This is a genomic window from Bradyrhizobium canariense, from assembly GCF_900105125.1.
Lineage (GTDB): Bacteria > Pseudomonadota > Alphaproteobacteria > Rhizobiales > Xanthobacteraceae > Bradyrhizobium > Bradyrhizobium canariense_A.
Genome location: NZ_LT629750.1, coordinates 7,798,571 through 7,825,380 on the forward strand (window position 1 = coordinate 7,798,571; position 26,810 = coordinate 7,825,380).

General features: G+C 59.5%; 30 protein-coding genes. 16 read left to right on the forward strand and 14 right to left on the reverse strand.

Translation table 11 applies throughout. The features are described 5' to 3' along the window. Positions 1 to 14 precede the first annotated feature (14 nt). Positions 15 to 1,949, reverse strand: a complete 1,935-nt coding sequence (locus BLV09_RS36670; protein ID WP_146690907.1) for a pyrroloquinoline quinone-dependent dehydrogenase — start codon at positions 1,947 to 1,949, stop codon at positions 15 to 17. Positions 1,950 to 2,213: 264 nt separating this feature from the next. Between BLV09_RS36670 and BLV09_RS36675 the strand changes: the two genes are divergently transcribed. Further along, on the forward strand, positions 2,214 to 3,704 hold the full coding sequence (locus BLV09_RS36675) for a DUF1800 domain-containing protein (RefSeq protein ID WP_146690908.1): 1,491 nt from the start codon (positions 2,214 to 2,216) through the stop codon (positions 3,702 to 3,704). Positions 3,705 to 3,729: 25 nt separating this feature from the next. After that, positions 3,730 to 4,923 carry a DUF1501 domain-containing protein gene (locus BLV09_RS36680; RefSeq protein ID WP_146690909.1) on the forward strand — a complete coding sequence of 398 codons (1,194 nt, stop codon included), beginning with the start codon at positions 3,730 to 3,732 and terminating at the stop codon, positions 4,921 to 4,923. A 34-nt stretch (positions 4,924 to 4,957) separates the two neighbouring features. On the opposite strand, the gene BLV09_RS36685 is transcribed toward BLV09_RS36680, so the two are convergent. Further along, complete coding sequence (locus tag BLV09_RS36685) at positions 4,958 to 5,146, reverse strand: hypothetical protein (protein ID WP_100382976.1); 189 nt, start codon at positions 5,144 to 5,146, stop codon at positions 4,958 to 4,960. Between the two features lie 150 nt (positions 5,147 to 5,296). Then, the gene (gene aqpZ, locus BLV09_RS36690; RefSeq protein ID WP_100382975.1) at positions 5,297 to 6,010 is read right to left on the reverse strand and encodes an aquaporin Z; all 714 of its coding nucleotides are present in this window, start codon (positions 6,008 to 6,010) and stop codon (positions 5,297 to 5,299) included. A 301-nt stretch (positions 6,011 to 6,311) separates the two neighbouring features. Here aqpZ and BLV09_RS36695 point away from each other — a divergent pair, with 301 nt between their 5' ends. Both BLV09_RS36695 and BLV09_RS36700 read left to right on the forward strand, forming a co-directional pair. Then, positions 6,312 to 8,141 carry a potassium transporter Kup gene (locus tag BLV09_RS36695; RefSeq protein ID WP_146691466.1) on the forward strand — a complete coding sequence of 610 codons (1,830 nt, stop codon included), beginning with the start codon at positions 6,312 to 6,314 and terminating at the stop codon, positions 8,139 to 8,141. 200 nt (positions 8,142 to 8,341) lie between these two features. Further along, entirely contained in the window at positions 8,342 to 8,929 is a 588-nt protein-coding gene (locus tag BLV09_RS36700) for a hypothetical protein (RefSeq protein ID WP_146690910.1), read from the forward strand. A 126-nt stretch (positions 8,930 to 9,055) separates the two neighbouring features. Here BLV09_RS36700 and BLV09_RS36705 read toward each other — a convergent pair whose 3' ends face one another. The 3 genes from BLV09_RS36705 to BLV09_RS36715 form a co-directional block, all read right to left on the reverse strand. Further along, the gene (locus tag BLV09_RS36705) at positions 9,056 to 9,580 is read right to left on the reverse strand and encodes a hypothetical protein (RefSeq protein WP_146690911.1); all 525 of its coding nucleotides are present in this window, start codon (positions 9,578 to 9,580) and stop codon (positions 9,056 to 9,058) included. 216 nt (positions 9,581 to 9,796) lie between these two features. Continuing rightward, positions 9,797 to 10,465, reverse strand: coding sequence for a hypothetical protein (locus tag BLV09_RS36710; RefSeq protein WP_349536709.1), 669 nt, complete (start codon positions 10,463 to 10,465; stop codon positions 9,797 to 9,799). Positions 10,466 to 10,559: 94 nt separating this feature from the next. After that, complete coding sequence (locus BLV09_RS36715; protein WP_146690912.1) at positions 10,560 to 11,231, reverse strand: HAD family hydrolase; 672 nt, start codon at positions 11,229 to 11,231, stop codon at positions 10,560 to 10,562. A gap of 318 nt (positions 11,232 to 11,549) precedes the next feature. Between BLV09_RS36715 and BLV09_RS36720 the strand changes: the two genes are divergently transcribed. Then, a complete protein-coding gene (locus BLV09_RS36720) occupies positions 11,550 to 12,554 on the forward strand; it encodes a c-type cytochrome (RefSeq protein WP_244548928.1) in 1,005 nt (334 codons plus the stop codon). Between the two features lie 181 nt (positions 12,555 to 12,735). Here BLV09_RS36720 and BLV09_RS37660 read toward each other — a convergent pair whose 3' ends face one another. Further along, positions 12,736 to 12,912 (reverse strand): hypothetical protein, encoded by a 177-nt coding sequence (locus BLV09_RS37660; protein WP_167558569.1) that lies wholly within the window; start codon positions 12,910 to 12,912, stop codon positions 12,736 to 12,738. 40 nt (positions 12,913 to 12,952) lie between these two features. On the opposite strand from BLV09_RS37660, the gene BLV09_RS36725 reads away from it, so the two are divergent. Both BLV09_RS36725 and BLV09_RS36730 read left to right on the forward strand, forming a co-directional pair. Beyond that, a complete protein-coding gene (locus BLV09_RS36725; RefSeq protein WP_349536710.1) occupies positions 12,953 to 14,077 on the forward strand; it encodes a patatin-like phospholipase family protein in 1,125 nt (374 codons plus the stop codon). A 186-nt stretch (positions 14,078 to 14,263) separates the two neighbouring features. Next, positions 14,264 to 14,512 carry a hypothetical protein gene (locus BLV09_RS36730; RefSeq protein ID WP_244548929.1) on the forward strand — a complete coding sequence of 83 codons (249 nt, stop codon included), beginning with the start codon at positions 14,264 to 14,266 and terminating at the stop codon, positions 14,510 to 14,512. A 28-nt stretch (positions 14,513 to 14,540) separates the two neighbouring features. Here the strand turns inward: BLV09_RS36730 and BLV09_RS36735 are convergent, their stop codons facing one another. Continuing rightward, positions 14,541 to 15,830: an NRAMP family divalent metal transporter gene (locus BLV09_RS36735; protein ID WP_146690913.1), complete on the reverse strand. Its 1,290-nt coding sequence runs from the start codon at positions 15,828 to 15,830 to the stop codon at positions 14,541 to 14,543. A gap of 282 nt (positions 15,831 to 16,112) precedes the next feature. After that, a complete protein-coding gene (locus BLV09_RS36740; protein WP_146690914.1) occupies positions 16,113 to 16,331 on the reverse strand; it encodes a hypothetical protein in 219 nt (72 codons plus the stop codon). A 206-nt stretch (positions 16,332 to 16,537) separates the two neighbouring features. Here BLV09_RS36740 and BLV09_RS36745 point away from each other — a divergent pair, with 206 nt between their 5' ends. Further along, positions 16,538 to 17,605, forward strand: a complete 1,068-nt coding sequence (locus BLV09_RS36745; protein ID WP_146690915.1) for an ABC transporter substrate-binding protein — start codon at positions 16,538 to 16,540, stop codon at positions 17,603 to 17,605. A 25-nt stretch (positions 17,606 to 17,630) separates the two neighbouring features. Here BLV09_RS36745 and BLV09_RS36750 read toward each other — a convergent pair whose 3' ends face one another. Continuing rightward, entirely contained in the window at positions 17,631 to 18,626 is a 996-nt protein-coding gene (locus tag BLV09_RS36750; protein WP_146690916.1) for a catalase family peroxidase, read from the reverse strand. 385 nt (positions 18,627 to 19,011) lie between these two features. On the opposite strand from BLV09_RS36750, the gene BLV09_RS36755 reads away from it, so the two are divergent. Then, positions 19,012 to 19,263: an SLC19 family protein gene (locus BLV09_RS36755; RefSeq protein ID WP_244548930.1), complete on the forward strand. Its 252-nt coding sequence runs from the start codon at positions 19,012 to 19,014 to the stop codon at positions 19,261 to 19,263. A gap of 23 nt (positions 19,264 to 19,286) precedes the next feature. Here BLV09_RS36755 and BLV09_RS36760 read toward each other — a convergent pair whose 3' ends face one another. Continuing rightward, the gene (locus tag BLV09_RS36760; RefSeq protein WP_100382967.1) at positions 19,287 to 19,472 is read right to left on the reverse strand and encodes a hypothetical protein; all 186 of its coding nucleotides are present in this window, start codon (positions 19,470 to 19,472) and stop codon (positions 19,287 to 19,289) included. A 368-nt stretch (positions 19,473 to 19,840) separates the two neighbouring features. On the opposite strand from BLV09_RS36760, the gene BLV09_RS36765 reads away from it, so the two are divergent. Next, positions 19,841 to 20,830, forward strand: a complete 990-nt coding sequence (locus BLV09_RS36765) for an ABC transporter substrate-binding protein (protein ID WP_146690918.1) — start codon at positions 19,841 to 19,843, stop codon at positions 20,828 to 20,830. 28 nt (positions 20,831 to 20,858) lie between these two features. Here the strand turns inward: BLV09_RS36765 and BLV09_RS38390 are convergent, their stop codons facing one another. Beyond that, positions 20,859 to 21,017 (reverse strand): hypothetical protein, encoded by a 159-nt coding sequence (locus tag BLV09_RS38390; RefSeq protein ID WP_244548931.1) that lies wholly within the window; start codon positions 21,015 to 21,017, stop codon positions 20,859 to 20,861. Positions 21,018 to 21,036: 19 nt separating this feature from the next. Here BLV09_RS38390 and BLV09_RS38395 point away from each other — a divergent pair, with 19 nt between their 5' ends. Further along, a complete protein-coding gene (locus BLV09_RS38395) occupies positions 21,037 to 21,219 on the forward strand; it encodes a hypothetical protein (protein WP_244548932.1) in 183 nt (60 codons plus the stop codon). A 344-nt stretch (positions 21,220 to 21,563) separates the two neighbouring features. Here BLV09_RS38395 and BLV09_RS36775 read toward each other — a convergent pair whose 3' ends face one another. Then, a complete protein-coding gene (locus tag BLV09_RS36775; RefSeq protein WP_146690920.1) occupies positions 21,564 to 21,974 on the reverse strand; it encodes a DUF302 domain-containing protein in 411 nt (136 codons plus the stop codon). Between the two features lie 703 nt (positions 21,975 to 22,677). Here BLV09_RS36775 and BLV09_RS37665 point away from each other — a divergent pair. From BLV09_RS37665 to BLV09_RS36790, 4 genes are all read left to right on the forward strand, one after another. Beyond that, positions 22,678 to 22,836, forward strand: coding sequence for a hypothetical protein (locus tag BLV09_RS37665; RefSeq protein WP_157809986.1), 159 nt, complete (start codon positions 22,678 to 22,680; stop codon positions 22,834 to 22,836). A 70-nt stretch (positions 22,837 to 22,906) separates the two neighbouring features. Beyond that, positions 22,907 to 23,266: a hypothetical protein gene (locus BLV09_RS38400; protein ID WP_100382962.1), complete on the forward strand. Its 360-nt coding sequence runs from the start codon at positions 22,907 to 22,909 to the stop codon at positions 23,264 to 23,266. A 91-nt stretch (positions 23,267 to 23,357) separates the two neighbouring features. Further along, a complete protein-coding gene (locus BLV09_RS36785; RefSeq protein ID WP_167559033.1) occupies positions 23,358 to 24,722 on the forward strand; it encodes an MBOAT family O-acyltransferase in 1,365 nt (454 codons plus the stop codon). Between the two features lie 8 nt (positions 24,723 to 24,730). Beyond that, positions 24,731 to 25,615: a hypothetical protein gene (locus BLV09_RS36790; RefSeq protein ID WP_146690922.1), complete on the forward strand. Its 885-nt coding sequence runs from the start codon at positions 24,731 to 24,733 to the stop codon at positions 25,613 to 25,615. A 46-nt stretch (positions 25,616 to 25,661) separates the two neighbouring features. Here BLV09_RS36790 and BLV09_RS36795 read toward each other — a convergent pair whose 3' ends face one another. Continuing rightward, the gene (locus BLV09_RS36795) at positions 25,662 to 26,138 is read right to left on the reverse strand and encodes a GNAT family N-acetyltransferase (protein ID WP_146685850.1); all 477 of its coding nucleotides are present in this window, start codon (positions 26,136 to 26,138) and stop codon (positions 25,662 to 25,664) included. 126 nt (positions 26,139 to 26,264) lie between these two features. Between BLV09_RS36795 and BLV09_RS36800 the strand changes: the two genes are divergently transcribed. Next, positions 26,265 to 26,693 carry a GNAT family N-acetyltransferase gene (locus BLV09_RS36800; RefSeq protein WP_146685851.1) on the forward strand — a complete coding sequence of 143 codons (429 nt, stop codon included), beginning with the start codon at positions 26,265 to 26,267 and terminating at the stop codon, positions 26,691 to 26,693. Positions 26,694 to 26,810 lie beyond the last annotated feature (117 nt).

Genomic DNA, 26,810 nt, shown 5'->3' on the forward strand with positions numbered 1-26,810 from the left:
GTCGGCCGAACCGGCTAGGGCAGCGCGTACGCGATCAGCGAATCCCCAAGCGTGGTTCCCAATTTGCCGTGGCCGCCGGCGGCGATCACGACGAACTGTTTGCCGGCTTGCCCCGCGCGGTAGGTCATCGGCATGGCCTGGCCGCCGGCCGGGAGGCGGCCCTTCCAGAGTTCTGCGCCGGTCTCGACATTGAACGCGCGCAGATAATTATCCATCGCCGATGCGATGAATATGAGCCCGCCGGCGGTAACGATCGGCCCGCCCAGGTTTGGCGTTCCCTGAACAAGCGCTGCAGGGTTTTTGGCCATATCGGCCGTGGTCCCCAGCGGTACTTTCCACCGGATGGATCCCTTGGACAAATCGACGGCAACCAATTCGCCCCACGGTGGAGGATTGCAAGGCAACCCGAGCGGTGAATGAACGACCTCGCGGCTCATGCCGTAGGGCGTTCCGTGCTGTGGAGAAACTTCGGCGCGCAGCTCACCCTTGCGAGCAGCATTCTCGACCGGCTTGTACTGATCTCGCGGGATCAGATGAACTTCCATCGGTAGATTGTTGATATTGGTGACAAAGATCTGCCGTTCCGGATCAAACGCGCCGCTGCTCCAGTTCATCCCGCCAAGATTGCCGGGAAAGGCGATGGTTCCCTGTACGCTCGGCGGGGTGAAGATTCCCTCCGATCTCAACTTTTCCATTCGGCTGCGGCAGGCCTCGCGCTCTTCGGGATTGATGCCCCAGGCGTCTTTTGCCGTGAGGGTTTGCGGTACGATCGCGGGCGGTGCCAGCGGGAAAGGCTGCGTCGGCGAAGCGTCTTCGCCTTCGGCATCGCTGTTGGGAACAGGGCGCTCCTCGACGCCGAAAATCGGACTTCCAGTCTCTCGGTTCAGGACAAAGAGGTTTCCGGTCTTGTTGCCTTGAATCACCACAGGTGTCTCGACGCCATCGTGGCGCAGGGTGCCAAGCACCGGCTGCGCTGCCGTATCGTAGTCCCACATGTCGTGATGAACGAGTTGAAATCCCCACACCAGTTCGCCGGTCTTTGCAGACAGCGCAACGACCGAGTTCGCCCATTTGTTGTCGCCGGGCCGTTTGAAGCCGTGATAGTCGGGGCTGGCGCTGCCTGTCGGAAGAAACACGAGGCCGCGCCGGGCATCGACCGAAATGGTCGACCAGACGTTGCCTGCTCCGGTCAGCCCGAGGTTTCCCTGGATTGGATTCCAGCTCCAGCGAAGCTGGCCGTTTCTTGCGTCAAACGCCCTTACGACGCCGTTCGGGCTATCGACGCGGTCGTTGTCGGCGATCGAGGAGCCGACGATGACGAGATCATCGATCACCGCTGGCGCCGAGGTTTCCTCATATTCGCCCCGCCGGGTGATGTTGGAAATTCCTGTCTTCAGATCGATCTGTCCCTCCACGCCGAAATCGGCACAAGGCTGGCCGGTTGGCGCATCCAGCGCAAAAAGCCGGGCATCGATCGTGGCCAGGAAAATGCGCTGATGGCAGGCGCCGCTGTCGGCACGCCCTGAATCGGACCAGAACGTAACGCTGCGATTGATCAGCCCCTCGGAGTAGCGGGTATGCAGATCGATCTTCGGATCGAAGCTCCATTTCTCCTTGCCGGTTTCAGGATCGAGCGCGACAACGCGATTGAACGGCGTGCTGAGAAACATCGTTCCGCCGACAACAATCGGCGTTGCTTCAAATTCGCTCTTGGGGCGATCGCCGCTGCCGTCGGAAACGTCTCCGGTATGATATTCCCAGACGGGCTTTAGCTGCGCGACATTGCTCCTGTCGATTTGGTTCAGGGACGAGTAACGGCTGCCGCCGGAATCGCCTCCGTAGAAAGCCCAGGTTCCGGTTCCCGCAGCCGCTAATTCCTCGGCTACCGCATTGCGCGCCGTTATCACCGACAGAACGATTGCGGCTATGCTGATCGACAGGGAACGCATGGACCCTCTTGTTTTCGACGGCCTCGATCTGGCCGTGACTATATTCGAGCGAGAAGCGCCGTCGAGCCGGTTGTTCATCAGGCCAGAACAAAAAACCCGTCATCATTTATATGCTTTTCGTTCAGAACATATTCATGCGGATTCGCTCAGATTGAACGTGGGCCAGCTCCGAAAGATTGGTCAGACCCGATGAACGACCCAGGCCACTCCAAAGAACCCAAGTACCATCGGACGAGCGTCGCGGTATTGTATGCTGCGCTGGTCATGATTAATGGAATCTTCGGCGGTACGGCCGCGCAAGCAGCCGAGCTCACGCCGCACGACATGGCGCTGCTCGACCGTCTGACCTGGGGAATCAACCCGTCGAGTGCGGCGCATCTTCAAGCTGTTGGCACGGAGCGCTGGCTGTCGGAGCAATTGCATCCGCCTGCGAACAACGCATTGGCGGAAGCCGCTCAAACGCAAATCGAGGCGATGCCTGATGTCCACAAGTTTCCATTCGACATCGCGGTGGCGTTCGATCAGCAGGCGAAGTCCGCCAACCAGGTTACCGACCCCGACCAGAAGAAGGCCGCGCAACAGGTCTATCAGCAGGCGATGAACGACCGGGCGAAGCAGGCAGCAGCGCGCAGCATTCTGCGCGCGCTCTATGCGCCGGATCAATTGCGCCAGCGCATGACGTGGTTCTGGTTCAATCATTTCAACGTCCATCAATACAAGGCGAACATCCGCATTCTCGTCGGCGACTATGAGGATCGCGCCATCAGGCCGTTTGCGCTCGGCAAGTTCCACGATCTGCTCACCGCGACGCTCTATCATCCGGCGATGCTGCGTTATCTCGACAACGCCGAGAACGCGGCCGGCCATCTGAACGAAAACTATGCCCGCGAGATCATGGAGCTGCACACCATGGGCGTCGGCTCGGGTTACACGCAGGCGGATGTCGAGGCGCTCGCGCGTATCCTGACCGGCGTCGGGATCGATCTGAAACCGGAAGACCCCAAGCTGAAGCCAGAATTGCAATCGCAGCTGGTGCGTGAGGGCGCGTTCGAATTCAATCCGGCCCGGCACGATTATGGTGACAAGATTTTCCTGGGGCATACCATTAGGGGTCGCGGACTCGCCGAAGTCGATGAAGCGGTCGATATTCTGGTTCACCATCCCGCAACGGCGACGCACCTGTCGCGCCAGATCGCGACCTATTTTGTGTCGGAAAGTCCACCGGAAACGCTGGTCCAGAAAATGGCGCAGACCTTCAAGAGCAGCGATGGCGATATCTCGGCCGTGTTGTCCACGATGGTTCACGCGCCGGAGTTCGCCGCTTCCCTGAAATCCGGTGCCAAGTTCAAGGATCCCGTGCAATACGTGTTCTCGGCCGTCCGTCTCGCCTACGACGACAAGGTCATTCTGAATACGCTGCCGATCCAGGGCTGGCTCAACCGCCTGGGCGAAGGACTGTTCAATCACGAGACGCCGGACGGCTTTTCGATGACGTCCGCGTCCTGGAACGGGCCCGGACAGATGATGGTGCGTTTCGAGATCGCGCGCCAGATCGGCTCCGGTTCTTCGGGCCTGTTCAAGACGGATGGGCCGAATGCGGTCGATCAGCCGGCTTTCCCGCTGATCGCAAACGCGCTTTACTTCAATGGATTGCGGCAGACGCTAACGCCGACCACGCTTGCCGCGTTGGATCAAGCAATCTCGCCGCAGGACTGGAATACGCTGTTTCTGTCGTCGCCCGAGTTTATGCGCTAACCACAGAGATAAGGGATCGCGATCCATGAATCGACGTGAACTGATCAAGGCTTTTGCATCGCTGGTTCCGATGACGGTGGGGGGCCGCGTCTGGGCCGCGCCCGCAACTGACGCACGGCTGCTGGTGGTATTCCTGCGTGGCGCTTATGACGCCGCCAATGTCGTCGTTCCCGTGTCGAGCGACTTCTATCACACTTCGCGGCCCGCGCTCGGCATTGCCAAGCCCGATGCCGGCAACCCGAATGCGGCGTTGTCGCTTGATGCGGACTGGGGGCTGCACCCGTCCTTGCGCGACAGCATCTATCCGCTATGGGCCAAGCGCGAGATTGCGTTCGTGCCGTTCGCGGGCACGTCGGATGATCTGACGCGCAGCCATTTCGAGACCCAGGACACGATCGAGCTCGGCCAGTCCGTCGGCGGCTCGCGCGACTATCGCTCGGGCTTCATGAGCCGGCTCGCCACCGAGCTGACGCGCGTCAAACCGATTTCGTTCACCGATCAGCTCCCGCTGATCTTTCGCGGCAAATCGCAGACGCCGAATATCGGATTGAACAGCGTCGGCAAGCCAGGCGTTGACGATCGTCAGGCCAAACTGATCAAGGAGATGTATGCGCAAAGCGACCTGGCTTCATCAGTGTCGGAAGGATTCAGGATTCGCGACGACGTCTACCGCTCGATCTCGGAGGAGATGACAGCGGCCAATCGCGGCGCGGTTTCGCCGCGCGGGTTTGAGCTTTCAGCGCGGCGTATCGGCCGGCTGATGCGCGAGCAGTTCAACCTCGGCTTCGTCGATGTCGGCGGCTGGGATACGCATGTCAACCAGGGTGCGGCCACCGGCTATCTCGCCGATCGGCTCGGCGAGCTTGGCCGCGGGCTCGCCGGTTTTTCCGAAGAGATCGGACAGCCGGGATGGCGCGATACGGTGGTGGTCGTGATCTCCGAATTCGGCCGCACCTTTCGCGAGAATGGTGATCGCGGCACCGATCATGGCCATGGCAGCGTCTATTGGGTGATGGGCGGCGGCATCAATGGCGGCCGCATCCTCGGCGAGCAGGTCAAGGTCGACCAGGCGAATCTGTTTCAGAATCGCGACTATCCGGTGCTGACGGATTATCGCGCGATGTTCGCAGGCTTGTTCGAGCGGATGTTCGGATTGGACAATGCAAGCATTCAGCGGATCTTCGCCGACGCCCATCCGGCGGAGTTGGGACTGGTGTAAGCGCGGGGCGTCAGCCCCTTTTGTTATTCTGAATTTACTGCTGGGGCACGTCCCTGATGACAGGGCCTTTCGGGGCCGGCGCCGCATTCACTGGAGCTTCGGCTTTCGGCGCAACGGCGGCCGGCGCGTTGCGGCCTCCGGGCGGCACATAAATAAAGGCGGCGGCAAGCACCGCCAGCGCGACAATGGCACCCAGAATTCCCGCGACTTTTTGCGAGTTCATTTTTCGTCCCTTTGGTGGCCTGCCGGATGTAAACCCGGCAAATGACCTTGGCTGCCGTCATCTTTAGCAGCAGAGCAGGGCAAGCGGCAATCATCCGGCAAGGCGGCAGAGTCTGATTCCATCGCAGAATCAGACTCCATGCCGGTGCCGCTATCGGCCCTCGACCACGCCGGTCGGGTCCGCACTGAGCCAGCGATAGATCACGCCGCCCAACACGCCACCGATCAAGGGCGCAACCCAGAACATCCAAAGCTGCGCCAGCGCCCAGCCGCCAACGAACAGTGCCGGGCCGGTGCTGCGCGCCGGATTGACCGAGGTGTTGGTGACGGGAATGCTGACCAGATGGATCATCACCAGCGCCAGCCCGATCGCCAGCGGCGCAAAGCCGGCGGGCGCCTTGCCGTGGGTCGAGCCCATGATGATGAACAGGAACATCATGGTCATCACCACTTCCGTGATGAAGCAGACCACCATGTTGTAATGGCCCGGCGAATGCTCGCCATAGCCGTTCGATGCAAAGCCCTTGGCAAGGTCGAAGCCAGCCGTACCGCTCGCGATCACGTAGAGTACCGCCGAAGCCACCACAGCGCCGATCACCTGCGCGACCACGTAAGGAAGGATCTGTCCAGCCGGGAAACGGCCGCCTGCGGCAAGCCCGACTGTGACCGCCGGGTTGAGATGGCAACCCGAGATGTGACCGATCGCATAGGCCATTGTCACGACACTCAACCCGAACGCGAGCGCCACGCCGAGCAGGCCGATGCCGACCTGAGGAAATCCGGCGGCAATGACGGCGCTGCCGCATCCGGCAAATGTCAGCCAAAACGTACCGATCGCTTCTGCGACATATTTCTGCGCGTTCATGACGTCCTCCCGGTCGTTGACTTCTTGGTTTCGAAGAGCGTGATGTAATCACATGCCAGATTCTGTCTGCCGTCAACTCGGCACCTGCATTGCATTCTTCGCTGGGGAAAACGCATCGTAAAAATGACATTGCATTTTGATCAGATCCACGCCAGGCAAGTCGTTTGGTTGTCGCAATCGACGGCGATAGTTTGTACGGTCTGGCAATCACTTATGCGTCGAGCGGCACATCAAATTGAGCGAAATTCAAACAACTGACATCGAAGGGCGGCCGCAGGTTTCGCAGGGCAGCCTGCCGCTTATGGGATTGAGCGCGCTCGGCATTGTGTTCGGCGATATCGGGACCAGCCCGCTTTACACGTTCAAGACCATTCTCGGCACGGCCGCAGCGCCGTCGAATCCGGCCACGGTCCTGGGCGCGCTTTCGCTGGTGCTGTGGACGCTGTTCATCATCACCACGATCAAATATGTCTCGTTCGCGATGCGCGTCGATAATGACGGCGAAGGCGGTATCCTCGCCTTGATGGCGTTGTTGGGCGTGAAGAAACAACAGCGCCCGACCATTGTCGCGGTCGGCCTGTTCGGAGCGGCCCTGATCTACGGCGACGGCGCGATCACGCCGGCGATCTCGGTGCTGTCGGCGCTGGAAGGCCTCAACATGGCGACACCGGCGCTGCAACCCTATGTCGTTCCCGCAGCAGTAGTGATCCTGCTCGCGCTGTTCGCGATCCAGTCACAGGGCACGGCCAGGATCGGGCACCTGTTCGGCCCGGTCATGCTGCTCTGGTTTCTCACCATGGCGGTGATGGGCATCGCGGGGATCATGCGGCATCCCTCGGTGTTCGCAGCGCTCAATCCCTATTACGGCCTGTCCTATCTGTTTTCCAATGGCGCCACCGGCTTCCTGGTGCTGGGGGCGGTGTTTCTCTGCGTCACGGGCGCCGAGGCGCTCTATGCGGACATGGGTCATTTCGGCAGGGGGCCCATTAAACTCGCCTGGTTCGCGATCGTGTTTCCAAGCCTGATCCTGAACTATGCGGGGCAGGCGGCGCTGGTTCTCGAGGGTGCACCGACCGACGGCAATATCTTCTTCAGGCTGTGTCCCGAGATGCTGCTGATCCCGCTGATCGTGCTGGCGACGGTGGCGACGATCATCGCCAGCCAGTCGATCATCACCGGCGCCTTCTCGATGACGCGGCAGGCGATCCAGCTCGGCTGGCTGCCGCGGCTGCGGATCAAGCAGACCTCCTCGGAAGGCTACGGACAGATTTACGTCGGCCTCGTCAACTGGCTCCTGATGATCGTGACGGTCGCCCTGACCATCGGCTTTGGCAAATCGGACAATCTGGCGGCGGCTTACGGCATCGCGGTCTCGCTGACCATGCTGATGACGTCGGCGCTGCTGTTCATTGCGATGCGGGAGATCTGGCACTGGAGCCTCTTGGCCGCGGGCGCGGTCGCGGCCTGTTTCCTGGTCGTCGACAGCGCGTTCTTCCTCGCCAACCTCACCAAAATCGCGGAAGGCGGATATGTGCCGCTGATCCTCGCCGTCTCCGTCTACAGCGTGATGTGGATCTGGCATCGCGGATGGGCGGCGGTGATGGCGCGGCTGCATGAAACCCTGATCCCGGTCCAGCAATTCATGCAGATCATCAAGGCCAAGAACATTCCGCGCGTTCCCGGCACCGCTGTTTTCCTGACGCGTACCGAGCGCGATACGCCGCCCGTGATGCAATGGCATGTCAGGCATAACCGGGCGCTGCATGAGCATCTGTTCGTGCTGCGCGTGGAAATCCTCTCGGTGCCGTGGTTGCCGTCGGGAGACCGCATCAAGCTGGAAGAAATCGTGCCGAACTTCTGGCGTGCGGAAGCCCGTTTCGGTTTCATGGAGCGGCCGCATATTCCGGAGCTGCTCACGGCGAGCCGATCGCTGGGCTGCACGGTCGACCTCAACGATGTCACCTATTATGTCGGCCACGAAACAGTGATTCGCCGCGAAGACGGCATGGGTCTGCCTGCGTGGCAGGAGGAGTTCTTCGCCGTGATGGAGCGCAACGCGATCCATGTCAGCGATTTCTTCAGCCTCCCCACCGATCAGGTCGTCGAGATCGGGCGGCAGGTTTCGATCTAGGACGTGACGCCGACCCGCGAGTTTCCAGCGCACGCAGTCCTTAAACCAGAGCGCGACCGCTGACGCGCCTACCCGTCAATACGGCTGACATACACGCGGTGTAGAGGCGGCCCCTTATCGAACGGCAGTGACTATGAATCCCGCAGCGTGTATAATGAATTTTGCTCGCGCAATGGCTTCATTGATCGGGAGCACGTTCGATGCGATCACTTTGGCGCCTCGCGCTGACGACTGCGGCGGCTATCGGTTTTGCGATCTTGCTCGCACTGCCTGCTGCGGTGGTAGGAGCGGTGGCCGATGAGGGCGATTGCTTCGCCGTGGCGAGGCAAGGCAACGGCGAGCTTCATACAGGCACCGGCAGATCACTGCAGCAAGCCAAGGCCGAAGCAATGTCGATCTGTACTAAAGTTGCCCGTTATCCGGGTAAGTGCGCGATCGTCAGAGTTCACTGCGATATTGCGCCAGAATCCGCGGCAGCGAGCAATCATCCGTTCATTGATGGTCTGAGGCAGACAAAAGTTCCGGTCAATTGGACATCGGGATTGGTTGCCGCTGCCATTCACCTGATCTGGATTTGGCATATCGTCAGCCAGAAAACGCTGGGAGTGCCGGAAAAAGCGGGGCTTGGTCTCGGCGTGCCGGTCGTTCAAGCCATCCTCGCCTATGCGCTCGGCAGCGACGGTGAGGTTGGGTTGCTGGAACTTCCGATCTTCGCCCTGCCGCTCGGATTGGGAGAATTTGTGGCGAGCATCAGTCTTAAACGCCACTCCGATAAAGCGGCCACTTAGAAAAGTGTTCGTGTCAGAAAGACTGAGGTCAATGGATGATGGCAGGCGGTTGCGAACAGATCGCCGAGCGGGTTTTGATCCCGAGCCTTCTCTTTCTAAAGAGTCTTCTCTCTAAAAGCCTTCTCTCTAATTACGCTGGCCGGTCATGATCTCGTCCATATAAGAGATGGCGGCATCCCATCCGACGCCCACCGTGCACGACGTGCAATTCGCCGGCGGAATCCAGGGCCCCTTATGGACATCAAATACATAGCCGGTTTCCTTGCCGTTTACCCTTCGTGCAAAGGCGAGCAAGTCGTCGGTTTGAGCATCATAGACACTGTGAATTTCGGTCTCGAATTCTCCATTGCGCTTATGCTCGTATAATCGGATGTAGCAGCGATTGCTCGCGGCATCGTATCTCGATGAATGCGACGACCCCAGCATCTCCGACTTGCTCTGGTTCAATGCATCCACGGCGGCGGCCGACAGGCCGACCGAAGCGCCGTCAGCGATCGACAATAGGTGCGATACGGTTGTTTCGGCTTTTTTGTCTCCCATGTCCTTGCACCTGATGCGAGCATCAGATGTTTCCGTTGCGGCTGGAGGCGCTTGAGCAAAAGCCACAGCGCCGTTGAGCGTCAATGCGGCAAAGACGACGATGCCGCGCAAGAGCCGGTTATGTCTGGATCGAACCATGATCGATGCCCCTGGGACCCACTCCGATTGCGCTCAATGCCGCAAATGTCGACGCCGCGAATATCGGCGACGTCTTCCACATCCATCGGGACCGTCGGATGCGGCAGCCGCCGCACCATCGTCAGCCCGAAGGAGACTGTTATTGCGAACCGTCCAGTTGGGCGGTTAGCCGTTATCTCGTGATTTAGATCAGTGCCACTCGATTGTCGGCGGGGACGGCCTGACCCTCAGCACTTCAATAGGCGAGCCGTCAGACACGAATTCCAATTCATACTTCTGGCCATTGTTATCCATCGCGGTACAGGAGATGGAAGAAACCTGGGCCGCGGCGAAATTTCCAAGCTGCTTGCACAGTCCGGTCGATGTCTCGACGAACGGCACTGGCAGGCCGTCGACTCTCGGCCTGTCCTTGGAGTTCAGCAGCATCCGGTCAATCTGGAGCTGATACAGATTATCCGGTGTTCTCCGGCTGTTTTCACCCGAGAACGTGATGATGTGACTGTCGTCGGCGGGGTCGTCGAGAGCGATCGTAAAATTCCCGCGGCCTTGTTCGTTGTGGAAGAATGCAACGGCTCTGCACGCATAATCGCGTCCCGCGATTTTAAGCGTGCTGCACCTCCCTGACATTTTCGCGAAAATATCAGTGTCCGGATCCGCAACGGCCGAAGTCGCAAATAAGATGGCAACGACAAAGGCTTGCCAGCAACGTCGCATCGTCATGCTCGGTTGATAAAACATAAGATCGAACAAGCGCCCTATAACACCAATCGGATCACAAGATATCCAAAATTTCCGGCTTTGTCCCAGGCTCAGAATCGCCTCTTTTTGAACGCAATCTGGCTTGGGCAAAGAGGTCAAACAGGCCGATTTCCCGGCTGGGATGGCGTGATCGCCCTGTGGGTAGTCAGTGGCCTGTGGGCGGTCGTCGGATAGCCAAGACTAACCTCTCTTGTCACCAATTCATTGTCGTCCCGACGAATCGAATTAACTCCGGATCGTCAAAGGTCTTGGCCGTCATGACGGCGCCCGCTGCCATCATGTCGGCATGACCAAGACTTGTTCGTATTCCGATCGTGGCAATGCCTGCGGCGGACGCGGACCGAACGCCGGAGCGAGAATCCTCGAATGCAACGGACAGGTCGGAAGCGGCGTTCACCGCGCGCAAGCCTTCGAGATAAGGCAGTGGATGCGGCTTTCCATGCGCAAGCTCATCTCCGATGACGAGGACCTTGAACCGATGCACGATCCCGAGCCCGGAAAGAAGCATTTCCGCGTTGAGGCGAGGGGCGTTCGTCACCGCAACCATTGGAATATCGGCTCGGTCAGCGGCGGCAAGCAGCGTCATCGATCCTGCAACAGGCTGAATTCGTCCAGCGACCAGCTTGCGGAAGGCTTCCTCCTTTTCCTCCATGATGACAGCCTGATGCTTTGGCGATTCATCGGGCAGAAAGCGCTCACTGATCGACGCGGTGGAAAAACCCTGAAGCTCTCTTGTAAAGCGTGCGTGATCGAAGACATGGCCACGCGGGCCGAGGACCTGATTGAACGCTTCCAAATGCAACGCGTCGGTATCGGCCAGCGTGCCATCGATGTCGAACAGCAGCGCTTTCCCTGAGCCTGGCATCCAACGGTCTCCTCCAATGTGAGCCTATTGATGGCGTCTAATAAAAACTCCGCACGTTTCATTTCGCGATAACGGCCGAGAGTCGCGCGGTCTTATAGTGATGTTCATGTCGTAAGTTTACGACGTCGGGCTATCCGTCGTTCCTGGTCAAGTTGAGGGACGCACAAGCCCGACTCTTATAGCCCTTGGCAGCCAACCCTGCAAAACCAGCGTGACAACTATCTCTCACGCTGGGTAAGATTGAAGTTATTGTTGCAAATGAAATTGCCCGGCGAAGCGCGCAACTTACGCGCCGCATTTTTTTTAAAAGGACCCGCCATGAAAAAGCCGATGGGCTTCGCGTTTGGCGCGCTCGCGGTTTTTGCAATTGTCTTTTGCGGCGCGGCGATGGCGCAGAATTCCGGTTCGGCCTCGCAGCCGACTGCGGCTTCAGATTCATTTCCGGCATGGGCCTATCCGTGGGCTCCGGATTTTAAAGCCCCACTGGACGATGGCATTCCCCGGCACGTGCCCGATAGCGCCGCCAGCTTTACGGTCACGCAGGAGCGCGATCTCTTCTTTGCGCCGGATTGGCATCCCGATGATCATCCTCCGATGCCTGCCGTCGTGGCGAGCGGCCGAAAGCCCGAGGTGCGGGCCTGCGGCTCATGCCATCGTGTCGAGGGAACCGGCGGCCCGGAAAATGTGGCTCTCGCCGGTCTTCCGGAATCCTACATCATCCAGCAGATGGCCGATTACAAAAGCGGTGCGCGGAAATTCGCAGGCCCGCAGCGGAGTCCGGTCGTGCTGATGACGGCGATCGCCAAGGCCGCAACCGATGCGGAAGTGAAGGCCGCGGCAGCTTATTTTGCCTCGCTCAAGCCGAAGCAAACGATCAGGGTGGTCGAAGCCGATACGGTGCCGGTGACGCAGATCGCACGGGTGTTCTACATGACCGTGAAAGACGGCGGCACCGAGCCAATCGGCCGGCGCATCGTCGAGGTTCCGGTTGATGTGGCGCAGTTCGAGCATCGCGATCCGCGCGCGCAGTTCACCGCCTATGTGCCGACGGGAAGTATCGCAAAAGGCGAAACCCTGGCCAAGACCGGCGGCTCGGGCAGGACGATCGCTTGCGCGGGATGCCACGGCCCGACCTTGCGAGGCATCGGTGCAATTCCCGCAATCGCCGGACGTTCGCTGAGCTATCTGGTGCGCCAGATGTATGACTTCCAGCAGCACGCGCGGCAGGGAAGCGCTGGTGAGATGATGATGCCGGTCGTCGAGAAACTCTCGCAGGACGACATGATCGCGCTCGCGGCTTACGTTTCGTCGTTACAACCGTGAACGTCGATGCGGCGACTGGCGCAACAAGGTCCGAATTGTGGTCCATCGCGCGCTGGAAAAGAATTAGCGGATGAGCAGACTCGGTTGCCGCCACAATACCTCAAATTGACCACGCATCCGCCGCGGCTTGATAACTGAAGTGCGGGCCAGATGGGGTCACGATCTCCGGCGATGGAAATATCTAGAAATCTTCAAATGTCTTCATGGTCGCGGTCTTGATCGTGCGCTCGAGGTACCGGCTGATAATGAGGAGGGCCGTGCGGCGGACGCTCGATGCGTTCGACTGTAAGAGGCGCGCTGCCCGCTTCGACGCGTTGCTGCGGATGTTTCTGTTCGGCTTGATCGGTGCGTCGGCCATCCTGACTGCCGGATGTGCCACGATCGCTCCGCGCAACGTCTTGCCGGAAGCGAGCGCCAGCCAGATCGAGCTTGATGGATTTCACGATATCCGCTTTTGGGGTGATGCACCGGACCGCGATATCCAGGCCATCATGATGGCAGATGAGTCCAGAGCCGAAGCACGTTTGTCGCTCCCAGTTGAAAGGCGGCAACAAGCCGCAAGTTTTCTCGCCATATCCGGCGGTGCAGATGACGGCGCTTTCGGCGCCGGCCTGCTGGTCGGCTGGAGCGACGCGGGGACGCGGCCAGCGTTTGATCTGGTCACCGGCGTCAGTTCCGGCGCGCTTATTGCTCCGTTCGCATTCCTCGGGCGTGAACACGATAATCAGCTGCGTGAGATTTTCACGAAATATGGAAGGAAGGACATTTTCACCTACAACGTATCCGGTTTGCTCGAAGGAGCGGCTCTGGCGGATGACGCACCGCTGGCGAAACTAATCGAGAAATATGTCGACGCAGCTTTTCTGCAGGAAATCGCCAGGGAGCGAATGAAGGGCCGGATTCTGCTGATTGGCACCACCAATCTCGATACGCAAAGGCCTGTCTTGTGGGACATGGGCCGGATCGCGATGAGCAGTAACCGCGATGCGTTGGCTCTCTTCCGCAAGATACTGCTGGCATCGGCGACGCTGCCCGGCATTTTCCCGCCGGTCCGGATTCATGTACGGGTCGGGCAACAGGACTATGACGAGCTGCATGTCGATGGCGGCGTCACCAGACAGGTCTTTATAGCGCCGTCGATATCCTCATATGTCGCCCACAACCGAAAAACGGGACGATTGGCGGCAAGGCCACGACTGTATGTTATCCGAAACGGAAAAATCGATCCCGAATGGCAGCCCGTCAGAGAAAACATGCTGTCGATTACACAGCGTTCAATCGCCACGCTGATCAAGAATCAGGGGATCGGCGATCTCTATCGTATCTATTCCATCACCAAGCAAGACGGGATTGACTTCAACCTTGCGAGCATTCCGTCCGACTTTACCGAAACCAGCGATGAGCCGTTCGACCAACGATACATGATTGCGCTTTTCAATCGCGGCTACGATCTTGGAAGCCACAATTATCCTTGGGCAAAGGCGCCTCCAGGATTGGAGTTGACAACGCAGGCGCACAACTAGGCGCCTCCCTGTACTGGCGAGCTGATGATGCCGTTCGTCTGCAGGACGATAGGATCGCGCTGGGGCCTACGTGTCGTCCTTGCGGCCGTGAACGGCCATCCCGGAGATAGTTCCGCGCTTCAATCGAGGAAGGATGAATTAATCCAGGTGACGCAGGCGTGAAACAGGCCTATTGAAAATGAACGATTGTCCGAGCCGGAGCTTGAATCGGCACGGTACGACGTTGAACAGGAGGCCGCGATGACTGGTCACATGCCGCCAATTCCTCCAGCGAATCGAAGCAATAAAGGACCCAAATCCGCCGATGCGGATGCCGCCCGCGATACGTCGACGAAGGAAGGCCACACGCAAAATGCTGCCGAGCAGGGTGACACGGCCAACATCAAGCAGAACACGACGAACAAGGGATTCTTTCAGGGCCGGCGCGTGAAGTAGCCGCACCTGTTTTACGCAGGCCGGCCGCCTATCCCGCGATAAACGACCACATCAACGCGATCACGGCCAACGCCATCAGGGCGGTGCCGAGCCAGCCGAGCGCAATCAGCCAGGACTTGGCCCTGAACCGTCCCATCAATTTTTGATGCGTGACGATGACCATCATCATCGCCATGATCGGGACCGCGACGATGCCGTTGAGCACGGCGCTCCATACCAGCATGTGAATGGCGTCGATGCCGGTGAAGCCGAGACCGAACCCGATCACGGTCGCTGCGGCGATGATGGTGTAGAACCCCACAGCGTCGGGCGCCTTGGCTTCCAATGTCGCGGGCCATCCGAATGTCTCGGAGACACCGTATGCGGCCGAGCCGGCGAGTACGGGGATCGCCAGCATGCCGGTGCCGATGATGCCGAGCGCGAACAGCAAGAAGGTAAAGTTACCGGCCAGCGGCCTCAACGCTTCGGCCGCTTGCGTCGCCGAATTGATGTTGGTGACGCCATTCGCATTCAACACGGCGGCGGTGGTCAGAATGATGGAAAAGGCAATCACGTTTGACAAGATCATTCCGACTGTCGTGTCGATGCGGATCCGGTCGAGCTCGGTCGAGCCACCCCGGTTCAGCTCGCGCAGCGGCCGGCGCTTCTTGCCCTGATTCATTTCCTCGACTTCCTGCGAAGCCTGCCAGAAAAACAGATAGGGGCTGATCGTGGTGCCGAGGACGGCCACGACCATCAGGAAGTAATCGGTGTTGATGGTGGGATTGGGCCAGATTGCCGCCAGCAGGGCGGTGCTCCAGGGAATGCTCACGGTAAACGCCGTCGCCACATAAGCGAACAGCGTCAGTGTCATGAATTTGAGCACCGGCGCATAACGGCGATAGGGCACGAAGACCTGCAGCAGGGTCGAGGCGGAAGCAAAGATCAGCGCGTGCTCGTGGTTGAGTCCACCGATGACAAGCGAGAGCGCTTCTGCCATCGCCGCGATGTCGGCGGCGATGTTGAACGTATTGGCGGCCACCAGGAGAAAAATCAGCGCCAGCACCAGCCAGCGTGGCGCGAGCTCCATCACATTGGCGGCGAGTCCCTTGCCGGTGACGCGGCCGATTCGCGCGCTCACGAGCTGGATCGCGATCATGAACGGCGTCGTGAGAAACACGGTCCACAGCAGGCCGTAGCCGAACTGCGCGCCCGCCTGCGAATAGGTCGCAATGCCCGATGGATCGTCGTCAGCCGCGCCGGTCACCAGTCCCGGCCCCAACAACCGAAGCACCATGTTGCGGGGCTTTTTAGCTTCCGGGCGAATGGTCTCGTTCATGAAATGCTGTGGTGTCCAGGATAAATTGAGATCAGTAAACGACGATCTTTAAAGACATTCGCTATTTTGCGCCGGCAATCAAGACAATTAGCTCAGGACAAACTCGTTCCCTGGCATTCTCCAAAGAGTGGAATCGCATTCGCCGATCTGTCGCAAGATGCTGGACTCCGGATATTGCACAGGGTTGGGGAGGAGGCATGCAACGGTGTTGTCTGGTTTGCGCGCGGCCGGCCACTCAACGAAAAGAGGCCGCCAGGCAGGGCGGCCTCCAAAACTCCGGTATCACTTTTCCCACCACCACCAGTCGGCGTGCGCCCGGCGCCAATCGGCGTGACGCTGCTCGTTCTGGCCGATCAGGATACCAAAACGGATGCAGGCTTTGCGGTCACCTTTTTCGCAAAGCTGGTGAAAGCCGATGATTTCTGCTTCCACATTGTTTTGAGCATGCGCGGGTGTTGCGACCATCGCCGCCGTGCCGGAAAGTCCGACCGCGATCGCCATGGCGGCCATCAATGATTTGAAGATCATCTTTTCTCCTGTTCAAACTCAACCCCGCGCGAAAGCTATGGCCTGAAGTCTGAACGCAATCTGAACCTGCCCCAAGGAATGAAATCGCGCCTGTCGATCGAGTCCCGCCTTCTGCCGACGGCGGGATATGCTATAAGTGCGCGCAATAAAAACGCACGGGAAACACCACGGGAAACATCATGACTGATCGAAACTGGTCGAGACGCGATATTCTGAAAACCTCGACCGCGCTTGCGGCTGTCACGCTGTTCGCCGAGCCGGTGAGGGCGGCGCCGCCGCCGCCATCGAGCGTAACGCCCGAGCTGATCGACGCCGCGAAGAAGGAAGGCACGATCTCCTATTACTCCGCGCTCGAGCTCAACGTCGCGGAGCGGCTGGGCAAGGCATTCGAGGCCAAATATCCGGGGATATCGGTCCATGTCGAACGCTCCGGCGCGGAGCGGATCTATCAACGCATCGCGCAGGAGCAGAGTAGCGGCATCAACGCGGTCGATGTCGCCAATAGCACCGACCCCGCGCATTATCTCGACTGGAAAGGCAAGGATTGGCTCGCGCCTTACCTTCCTGATGACGTCGCGAAATATTTCCCGGCGGATCAATTCGACCCTGACGGCACCTACGCGACCTCGTGCGCCTGGCTCGAGACCATCGGCTACAACACGACTCTGGTGAAGCCCGAAGACGCGCCCAAGAGCTACGCCGACCTGCTCGATCCGAAGTGGCAGGGCAAGATCGTGAAGGGGCATCCCGGCTATAGCGGCGCTATCATGACGGCGACCTTCGTGCTCGAACGCGAACTCGGCTGGCAGTATTTCGAGAGCCTCGGCAAGCAAAAGGTGATGCAGGTGCAATCCGCGGCTGACCCACCGAAGAAACTCCTGCTTGGCGAGCGCGCCGTGATGGCCGATGGCAATGACTACAATCTGCTGCTCGCCAAGGACGACGGCAAGCCGGTCGAGGTGGTGTATGCGACCGAAGGCTCACCGCTGATCATCGTTCCCTGCGCCGTGTTCAAAAACGCACCCAATCCGAATGCGGCGCGGCTGTTCCAGAGCTTCTTCTTCAGCGCCGAGGGACAACAATTGCTGGTCGACAATTACGGCCTGCGTTCGTTCCATTCGCAGGTGAAGGACAAGCCCGGTCACAGGCCGCTGTCGTCGCTGAAATTGCTCAAATCGGATCCAGCCGCGGTGCTGGCGCAGAGCGAGGATATCAAGGCGCGCTACGCCAAGATTTTCCGGGTGTGATCGATCGGCGCCTAGCCAGGCAAATCTATTTGGTGCGGCGGCCGAACGATTCCGCGTAGGCTTCGGTGCGCGTGTTGATGATCGGATCATCCGAGGGATCAATGCCGCTGGTCACGTTGGTTGGTAAGTAGAGCAACTCGTTCTCGACTTTCTGCGTGTCCAGCGCCTTGACGACGGCGATTTCGCCGAACTCGACTGTCGGCCGGCTGTCCGGCCAGATCTTCGTGGCATCCGTGACCGGATCATCGGCGTCGGCAACCTGCACCATGAGGCGGAACTTGACCGGTCCCTTTTCGAGTGATGCCCGTAAATTGTCGGCCAGCGCATTCGGAGGACGCTTCGCGGCCTCTTCGTCGCTCACATAGGCGGCGCCGCTCTCGGGCACGATACGGTAACGGCCGAACTTGCTCGTCCCTTGCGCATTTGTGAACTTGAACGCATTGACGCCGAAAAAGGGCTGCGTGCCGTAGCTGACTGCCACAGGCCGCGGCGTCGTGACAAAAGCGAGCGCGGCCGGATGGGCCGACAGGAATTTCTCGGCCGGCGTCGGCTTGGGCACGCCGGGACCGCTGGCGCCGACCGCCTGTAACAGGGCGAGAAAGTCCTCGCCGGTCGCGACCGGAAACCCGTTTGCCGATATGCAGATCATATCAGCCTCGCCGCCATCCGAGAGATGGAACTTGATCGCCATGCCGCGGATGCCACCGGTCGACGGGTCGGTGTCAGGCGCGCTCGGCACGCCGCCCGCATTGGAAAAACGAATCACCAGCGGCGTGGCCGCGCCTTTGAGAAAGACAGCCGAGCTGAGCGCATCGGCGCCTTGCGCCGGCGTGAACGTGCCTTCGAACACGGCGCCCTTGGCATGGTTGGCGCGAACGCCAGGATGCGCGCCGTAAAGCGCGTTCATCTGATCGACCAACCGAACGGCGACCGGCTCGTCTTCGGCGTGGGCGCAGGTCACGCCTGCTGCCATCAGCGCCGAGAATGCGACGCTCGCTGCAACGCTCTGAAACGATCGCATGGCTATCCTCCTGGTCAATCACGGAGCGCATGCAGTGTTGTTTCAGGCCGTCGGAAAAAATCGCGCCCGCACCTTCAATCTAAACCAAAACTCGCGCCGGACATAGTCGATTTCCGGCCAGCCCCCACGCCATCGCGCCTCGCCTGGCGCGAATTAATTTTGGAGGCCGGCTGTGAAGCGGGCTCTCTTTCATGTCGCAAGTTCACCCTGCATGTCGCAAGTCACCTTGTCACAAGTTCATCTGCGCCGGAAATGGTTCCCTCAAGCCCAGTCTATTTGTCGACCTCCCGCGCGGAACGATCACCCTCGCTTTGTCTTAATTTACGACAGCCACAGCAAAGTCAGGCGAGCCATGAACAAACCTGCTGGGAATAAGGATCATGCGATGTACAGGCGACGCAGCCCGATAATCGCGTCGATGGCGGTTGCCGTGTTCGGCGTACTCGCCATGCTGCTGGTCGATCACGGTCCGTGGAATAAACCGCATCTGCAAACCGCTGAAGTGAATTACGGCACCACCAGCGCTGCGGCGAAGGCGGTCGGCGCAACGGTCACGCCGACGGCGCCGAAGGCCGCGATCGAGCCGGTCGCTCCCGGGCCGAAACCGGCTCAACCGGTTGACCAGGTTCCTCAATAGATTGGGCTGAGCGTAGATCGGTGTCAGCGTATGCTGACAAAAGCGCCCCACAACCCGGCGAGGACGGCGCCCACCAGAACGTAAATCGGACTGTCGCAAAACGTACTGCCATATCGGCACATCTCGACGCCGAGATCGCCGATCTCGTTATTGCCTGCCGCATAGAACAGACCAGCCAACACTACCAGGGCCGCGGCCACGAAATACATCGGTGTTTCTCCATGAAGACCGGTTCGGCTGGTGCGCCCCGCTCCCCGAAAACCATAAGCCAATCGAAATGATTGTGGCAAGCTTAAGAGGAAGCTTGCAGGCTCGAGCTCGATGAGCTTGCGACGGGCCGGCCTCCAACCGCAATGGGTGTCAGCCGGATGACAGCCTTGGTGAACGACCGGCCTCGCGTCCGGCGGAGGTCTGAAGCAGGCCCGGACCAGAGCCGCATTGGAATCGCCGCTTTGGAATTCAGGGTGCGCCCGAAATAGTGGGGCGGTATAAGCAAGTTTCAGATTCGGGACACCGGCCGCACGGCTTTTGCAGTGCCCGGCTTCGAATCTTCGAGAGGCGTCTTTTCAGGGGGCACATGCGGCGGCGCGATTTCTTCACGCTTTTCGGCGGCTCGTTCGCGTGGCCGCTGGTCGCGAGGGCGCAGCCGCGGGACGGAATCCGCCGCCTCGGTGTGCTGCTGGCAAATCACGAGAACGATCCCGTGGGGCAGGGGTTCGCCGCCGCACTGGTGCGCGGGCTCGGCGCCCTCGGTTGGCGTGAGGGCGGCAATCTGCGGATCGATTGGCGCTGGACCGGCGGCGACCCCGCCTTGTTCGAACGCTACGCAGGCGAACTGGTGGCGCTCGGGCCCGACGCGCTGTTTGCCCAATCCAGCCCCTCCGTCGTGGCGCTGCGAAAGAAAACGGCGACGATCCCGATTGTATTTGCGATGGTCACCGATCCGATTGGCCAGGGCTTTGTTGCAAGCCTGGCGCACCCTGGCGGCAACGTCACCGGATTTAGCGATTTTGACCCGTCGATGGCCGGCAAATGGCTGGGAATGCTGACGCAGATTACGCCGCCCGTTGGTCGCATAGCGGTTCTATACAACCCCGCCACCACGCCCCATGCCGGCCTGATGCGGCGCGCCATCGAGGAGGCCGCGCCGTCCTTTGCCGTGACGGCGCGAATCGCGCCATGCGGTGACGATGCCGAGATCGAGACGACGATGACGGCGCTTGCGCGCGAACAACGCGCCGGATTGCTGGTTCTGACCGATATCTTCACCATCGTGCATCGAGACACGATCATCGCCTCCGCTGCACGGCACCGTATGCCCGCCGTCTATTTCGACCGTTCGTTCACGGCGGCCGGCGGATTGATGTCCTACGGCATCGACTATGCCGACCTGTTCTATCGCTCAGCGACCTATGTTGATCGCATTCTGAACGGCGCCAAGGCGACCGACCTGCCGGTGCAGCAGCCGACCAAATTTGAATTGGTGATTAACCTCAAGACGGCGAAGGCACAGGGCATCGAGATATCACCGACGCTGCTCGCCACCGCCGACGAGGCGATCGAATGAGACGGCGCGAATCGAAAAGCGCCAAGCCTCAGAAATTATCCAATCCACCCGGCGGCGTTTTGGGGTCGTTGTCGATGACCGAGCGAACCCTGGTAAAGACGGAATTGAAATAGGCCTCGCGCTCCCGGTGGAAGCGGTGCTGATGCGCCTGAAACGCCGCGACCCGGCTCTGAATTTCTTTTCGCATGTCGCTTTGAACGGCTACTTTGATCGGCGCCGGTTCAACCGGCGGCGGGACGTTCGCCGGCTCGACCCTCTCGATTGGCCTGATCGAAACCGCTGGCCTTTCAGGGGCCGGATTCACGAAGGAAAAGGGATTCTCGATCGCGACAGACCGAATCGAGGCAGCGGCCGTCACGGTCTCCGCCCTGCGGACGCTCACGGATTGAACAAATGCTTTGGTTTGCGCGATCAAATTATCGCGTTCACTCGCCCATTTCATCGCAATGCCTCAGCTAAATATTTGCGCAAAGCATATCCGATAATTCGAGCGGTTCATTATTAAAGCAGGCCCGGTGGCTTGATGACACGCTGATCCCTGTGGACAACACTCCCGGGAACCCGGGTTGCGATGACCGATGACTGGCTGACGGTCGACGAGCACCATCTCCTCACGCGTCGCGCGTTGTTCGCCGGTGCCGGGGTAAGCTGTATGTGAGTCTGACTTGCTGATCCAGCATCAGGCACTGCGCCATGTGCCGGACCTGTTGGCGGACAGACAGTTGCAGCGATTTCAAGCCATCTGAGGCTTGGTTGCCATAGCGGCGAACGCATGCAGCGCGTCGCTCATGCCCTTGAACGCGGCCTCGGCCTCGTGTTGCAGGCCGTGACGTTTCGCGATCCAGGCCGGATCGTTATACGACAGCCAGGTGGCTCCATCAGCATCCTGCCACACCAGTGCTTTCAGCGGCAGATCGATGCCGGTGGTTTGCGCGGCCTGCATCGGCGCCGTGCCGCCTTTGGGATTGCCGAAGATGATCACGGCGGTCGGCCGCAACGACAGGCCGACCTGCGCCGCGCCTGCCGCGTGATCGATCTGCGCGAAGATCGTCATGCCCTTTGATTGAGCCGCGGCCGCGAATTTCTTCATGGTCTCTTCCGGACCAAAGCTGCTCTGTATCGTGATCAGTCCATCGGCAGGCATCGCACGCACTCCTGTTCGCCGGCTATGATGGCCCAGTATAAATCAGGCTCCGACAAAAAGCTTGTGACGCCGGGCAAATCACCTCCATAAATCCATCGTCGGAAAAATCAGCCCGCGGCCCGAAAAAGGTCGCGGGCTTTTTCAATCGCACGGTTCGTTTTCTTCGCTCGTTCTCTGTGCGCGCGATTTGTTTTTGAAAAAGACTTGCCTCGCCGGGCAAATCAGGGGCTTATCGGCATCATCGCAACAATCGCAAAACCCGCAGCGGATATCCGCCGCGGGTTTTTTGTTTGGGTTTTTCGAATCGGACGGCGGCCGCACGTCAAGACGCTGCATCTCCCCATCGTCGCCCCGGCGTCGTCAGCGCGCCGCCGTCCGAACCATCATGTCTGATTGCCTATTAGCCGGCGCGCGCGAACGCGACGGCACGCGGCGTGGCCAAGGTCCACGACCGCACGCGGCCTCCATCGATGGAGATAGGGTTCGCGCCTGAAATGATCGCGCCAACTGCGATCATGCCGCATATTTTTTCGCGTCAGTGTGAGCGAGCGCGACGCAATCCAGTCGCCGCAACGAACAACTGGATTGCTTCGTCGCGTTGCTCCTCGCAATGACGGCAGGAGAGTGAGGCCAGCATGACCGCGTATCTGATATCGCTCGCGCTGGCCGGCCTTGTTGTCATCGCGCTGTGGGAGGGTTTGTCGTGAGTGCCGAAATCATCCAGTTCATTCCGCGTCCGAAGCATGATCGCGAACAGACGGATTTTCCAACCATCGCGTTCCGATCGGCGCGACCGCCGGACGATCTCGTAATGGATCATGCTGATACCGCACCGTGTGAATATGTGGCGCCAAAGGAATGACGCTCTCCGGGACATCCAGCGCGAAGACGCGCGTTGCCCGGCCATGACGGGAATTAACAGTCAACGCCCCATGTCCAAAACCCTCACCGAAATTCGATCGCTCGCCCGGAGCCATACGCGCACCGCGATCAATGTGCTGGTCGGCGTCATGCGCTGCAAGGATGCGACGCCGGCCGCGCGCGTGTCGGCGGCCAACGCCATTCTCGATCGCGGCTGGGGCAAGGCAACGCAGCCTCTGGAGAGCGGCGATGACGGAGCGCTGGAGCTGATCCATAGAATTGAGCTGCGCGCCGATTTCAGCCATCTGAGGCGGTGGCGCAAGAGCGTTGAACAGGCGCAGAATTACACGTTCCGCGCCGTCATTACGATAATCGTGACCGGCCTTCTCGGCGCCACGTGGCTCGGCGTCAAGGCCGCGTTCGGCAAATAATCCACGCGATTGTTTGATCGGCGTCCCGTAAGCGGCGACTATCCACCCCGCAATTGCGATGCTAAATACCCCCTATGATCAATGGGGCGGCATGACCTTCACATCGTGGCAATTCGGCCTCTTCGTTGCGATCGTATTTGGGGCCTATTACCTACCGCCGCTCAGAACGTTCCAGATCCAGTTACTGGTTCTCGCGAGCCTGTTCTTCTACGGCTACGGCCAGCCCGAACTTTTGCCGCTGCTGGCGGTCGCCGTTATCGGAACCTATCTGTTGCTGATTTTGGCGCTGCGGAATCGCCGCCTGTGGTTGCCCGTGGGGATTGCCTTCAATCTTCTGCTGCTGGCGTTCTTCAAGTACAAGTTCCTGTTCGTCGCGCCGGCATCGACCGAGTTGACCGGCGTCGCCGGCTTCGACTTCCTGTTGCGGCTGCCGCTGCCGATCGGGATTTCATTTTTTGTGTTCCATAACATCAGTCTGCTGGTGGACCTGACCAGGCGCAAGGCCGCCGCCCCGGACCTTAAAAGCATCTTTCTCTACATCATATTCTTTCCACAACTCGTTTCGGGGCCGATTACGCGCGCCGAAATGTTCATGCCGCAAATCCAGCCGAAATATTTTGCGGATATTCCGTTCATCGATGCCGCAAAGTGGATTCTGACGGGCTTCTTTTTCAAGCTCTACGTCGCGAACAATCTCAACGAGATGACGTCCTATATGGATTTCCCGCTCTACGAGACGCTTCAGACGCAGGACCGGTGGCTGCTGGTTTTCCTGTACGGCTATCAAATCTACGCCGACTTCTTCGGGTATTCCGCGATCGCGATCGGCCTTGGATTGCTGTTCGGCTATCGGCTGCCGGTCAATTTCAATCTTCCCTACATCTCCACGTCGTTCTCCGAGTTCTGGACGCGCTGGCATATCTCGTTATCAAGCTGGTTGCGGACCTATCTTTACATTCCGCTCGGCGGCAATCGCCATGGCCCGCTCCGAACCTATTTGAATCTGATGATCGTGATGGGGCTCGGCGGTCTCTGGCATGGTGCCGGCCCCAGTTATCTGACGTGGGGACTGATGCATGGGCTTTTGCTCGTGATCGAGCGGCCGTTCCTGGCGCGGCTTCAGTCGCTCGATTCGGTTGTATTTCGGGGAGTTCGCATCGGTTTCGTCTTTATCTGCGTCACCATGCTCTGGATTTTCTTCAAACTGCCTAACTTCGATCACGCCATCAGCTATCTCTGGGGCATGTTCACGCCGAGCACTAACCCAAATCCGCCGAAGCTGTTTTATAATCTGGCCTTGCTCTATTCGCTGCCGGTCATGATCCAGCATCTTGCCTTGCACCCGCGGTTCGAGCGAACGTTGTGCGGTGCGGAGCCATATCTCTATGGTGCGATGGCTGCCTTGATGTATCTCGAGGCCGGTCCCGATACCGCCTTCATTTATTTTCAGTTCTGAGCTGGCGCATGCAGATGATTGCCATCCGATGGTTCGCCAAATGCGGTTTTACTGCCGCGGTGCTGCTGCTTGCGTGCGGTGCCGCCACAGCCTGGTTTGGCAACGGACTTCAACTGCCGGCGACGACTACCCGCGACGGCACGCTGATTACCTTGAACCGGTATGCCAGGGAGCCCATTCCCGATGTCGTGCTGGTGGGAAGTTCGCTCACCTTTCGTCTGAAGGAGGAATATTTCGCAACTCCGAGCCTGCGAAATCTCGCGCTCGCGGGCGGTTCACCCGTGACGGGGCTGGAGATCGTCGCGAGCCAGCCACGTCTGCCCAGGATCATCCTGGTCGAAGCGAATGTGTTGTCCCGCGCGGTCGATAGCGCGCTGGTCGAGAAGTATTCGCGGAGCGGCAACACCGATCCGTTATTTTTCCGTCCGATCAGGACCGCTGTCGCCGCTTACGAGAATTGGAATCATATACCGCTCACCCATGCGCGAGTGTCTCTCGCCCTCAGCCAGTTGCTCAAGCAGCCGCCGAGCGATTTCGACAATCACGTCTACGTGGATCGCGCGTTTCAAGAGCAGAACGCCGAGGACCCGACGGTCGCGGCGGGCACGAACGTCATGCGAATTCAGCATTTGATCCAGGCGGTAGAGCAGCGGGGTGCGCGTGTGCTGCTTTTCGAGCTGCCCTATTCGGATCGGCTGGAAGAATCCAGATCGGTAAAAATCACGCATGAGATCGTCCACAGCGCATTTCCTGATCCCGATCGGTGGCTGAAGATCGATTATCCGAGAGCGGAGCTGCGCTGGTCCGACGGTATTCATCTCGATGAGCGCTCAGCGGTGATCGTCACGCAATCGATCGACCGGGCTCTTTCGTCCTTGGCGGGATCAACGTGATGACGCCGCGTTGCGGCGCGTCCAGGCGCTAGCGGATTCAGGCGATTCAACTATCCTGGGCCGTCAGGCGCTTCGACATCGGATATGCGCCAGCCGTTCCGAACTTGCCGCCCGCAGGTCCGTCTTCGCAATATCCACGCGCCAGATAAAAGCGGCGCGCGGTTTCAGTGCTCTCGAGCGTGCAGTGCTCATTGCCGCGTTCCACCGCGCGGTGTTCAAGGGCGGTCAGCAGTGCCGAACTGACGCCGCGAAATCTTGCATCCGGCGACACAAAATTAAGCGTGATCCGGCCTGCGCTGGTGACGCAGCCCACTACCAGGATGCTGTCGCCGTCGACGGCGACGAGCAGCGAGTTATCCGGCTTGATCCATGATTTGAATATTTCGGGTGTCTTGTTGCTCAGCCACTTCTGCAGAATGGTGGCATCGTTGTTGTGGTCGGCGGTGCACAGCTCCGCTATCGACCGCCGCATGACCTGACAGGCGGCTGGCGCATCGTCCGGAACGGCGTCGCGGATTTTCATTGCGGTATCATTCACCAGACTTGATCTGCTGGCAACGCGTATCACCCGGCCGTTTCACGGCAGCACCCTTGATGCGCGAAATGAAAGATCCGCACGACCAGGAATCTGAGGTTTTAGGGAGTGTCGATGTACAGGATTCGCGAGGTTGATGGGCATGATGACGACATCGCGGATACGCTGGCTGATCTGCACCGGCTAACATTCTTCGACGGCGCGTCCATTCCGAATTTCGAGGAGGGGCATTGGTGGCTCGCCTTCGAAGGGGTGCAGCCGGTTGCCTTTGCCGGCGTTATTCCATCGACGCGCGCTTACAATGCCGGTTATTTCTCCCGTGTCGGCGTGTTGAAGAAGCATTGCGGCAACGCGCTACAATTGCGTCTGATGCGCGCCATGGAATCGCGCGCCCGGAACAATGGCTGGAACTGCGTGATTTCAGATACCACCGACAATCTCGCTTCGGCGAACAACTTTATCCGCGCGGGCTACCGGCTGTACCAGCCTCAAAATCCCTGGGCCTGGCCGAACACGCTGTACTGGCGAAAGTCGATCGCGTGAGAGAGAGGCTGTTTCCGACGTAAGTATTTGAGGCTCGTCACGCCCTTGCACATCGACGTTCTGATTCGCCCGGTGGCCGGATGGCCATCGGGCCTTTTTTCGTTTTTGGGTCTTTTC

Coding starts and splice junctions, on each gene's coding strand:
- BLV09_RS36675 (WP_146690908.1), top strand. CDS start 2,214: ATGATTAATGGAATCTTCGGCGGTACGGCCGCGCAAGCAGCCGAGCTC.
- BLV09_RS36795 (WP_146685850.1), bottom strand. CDS start 26,138: ATGAAAATCCGCGACGCCGTTCCGGACGATGCGCCAGCCGCCTGTCAG.
- BLV09_RS36765 (WP_146690918.1), top strand. CDS start 19,841: ATGCGGCGGCGCGATTTCTTCACGCTTTTCGGCGGCTCGTTCGCGTGG.
- BLV09_RS36735 (WP_146690913.1), bottom strand. CDS start 15,830: ATGAACGAGACCATTCGCCCGGAAGCTAAAAAGCCCCGCAACATGGTG.
- BLV09_RS36790 (WP_146690922.1), top strand. CDS start 24,731: ATGCAGATGATTGCCATCCGATGGTTCGCCAAATGCGGTTTTACTGCC.
- BLV09_RS36700 (WP_146690910.1), top strand. CDS start 8,342: ATGCGATCACTTTGGCGCCTCGCGCTGACGACTGCGGCGGCTATCGGT.
- BLV09_RS36775 (WP_146690920.1), bottom strand. CDS start 21,974: ATGCCTGCCGATGGACTGATCACGATACAGAGCAGCTTTGGTCCGGAA.
- BLV09_RS36685 (WP_100382976.1), bottom strand. CDS start 5,146: ATGAACTCGCAAAAAGTCGCGGGAATTCTGGGTGCCATTGTCGCGCTG.
- BLV09_RS36760 (WP_100382967.1), bottom strand. CDS start 19,472: ATGTATTTCGTGGCCGCGGCCCTGGTAGTGTTGGCTGGTCTGTTCTAT.
- BLV09_RS36785 (WP_167559033.1), top strand. CDS start 23,358: ATGACCTTCACATCGTGGCAATTCGGCCTCTTCGTTGCGATCGTATTT.
- BLV09_RS36800 (WP_146685851.1), top strand. CDS start 26,265: ATGTACAGGATTCGCGAGGTTGATGGGCATGATGACGACATCGCGGAT.
- BLV09_RS38400 (WP_100382962.1), top strand. CDS start 22,907: ATGTCCAAAACCCTCACCGAAATTCGATCGCTCGCCCGGAGCCATACG.
- BLV09_RS36715 (WP_146690912.1), bottom strand. CDS start 11,231: ATGCCAGGCTCAGGGAAAGCGCTGCTGTTCGACATCGATGGCACGCTG.
- BLV09_RS38390 (WP_244548931.1), bottom strand. CDS start 21,017: ATGCGAAAAGAAATTCAGAGCCGGGTCGCGGCGTTTCAGGCGCATCAG.
- BLV09_RS36695 (WP_146691466.1), top strand. CDS start 6,312: ATGGGATTGAGCGCGCTCGGCATTGTGTTCGGCGATATCGGGACCAGC.
- BLV09_RS36720 (WP_244548928.1), top strand. CDS start 11,550: ATGAAAAAGCCGATGGGCTTCGCGTTTGGCGCGCTCGCGGTTTTTGCA.
- BLV09_RS36740 (WP_146690914.1), bottom strand. CDS start 16,331: ATGGCGATCGCGGTCGGACTTTCCGGCACGGCGGCGATGGTCGCAACA.
- BLV09_RS36670 (WP_146690907.1), bottom strand. CDS start 1,949: ATGCGTTCCCTGTCGATCAGCATAGCCGCAATCGTTCTGTCGGTGATA.
- aqpZ (WP_100382975.1), bottom strand. CDS start 6,010: ATGAACGCGCAGAAATATGTCGCAGAAGCGATCGGTACGTTTTGGCTG.
- BLV09_RS37660 (WP_167558569.1), bottom strand. CDS start 12,912: ATGGCCGACGCACCGATCAAGCCGAACAGAAACATCCGCAGCAACGCG.
- BLV09_RS36745 (WP_146690915.1), top strand. CDS start 16,538: ATGACTGATCGAAACTGGTCGAGACGCGATATTCTGAAAACCTCGACC.
- BLV09_RS36680 (WP_146690909.1), top strand. CDS start 3,730: ATGAATCGACGTGAACTGATCAAGGCTTTTGCATCGCTGGTTCCGATG.
- BLV09_RS36755 (WP_244548930.1), top strand. CDS start 19,012: ATGTACAGGCGACGCAGCCCGATAATCGCGTCGATGGCGGTTGCCGTG.
- BLV09_RS36750 (WP_146690916.1), bottom strand. CDS start 18,626: ATGCGATCGTTTCAGAGCGTTGCAGCGAGCGTCGCATTCTCGGCGCTG.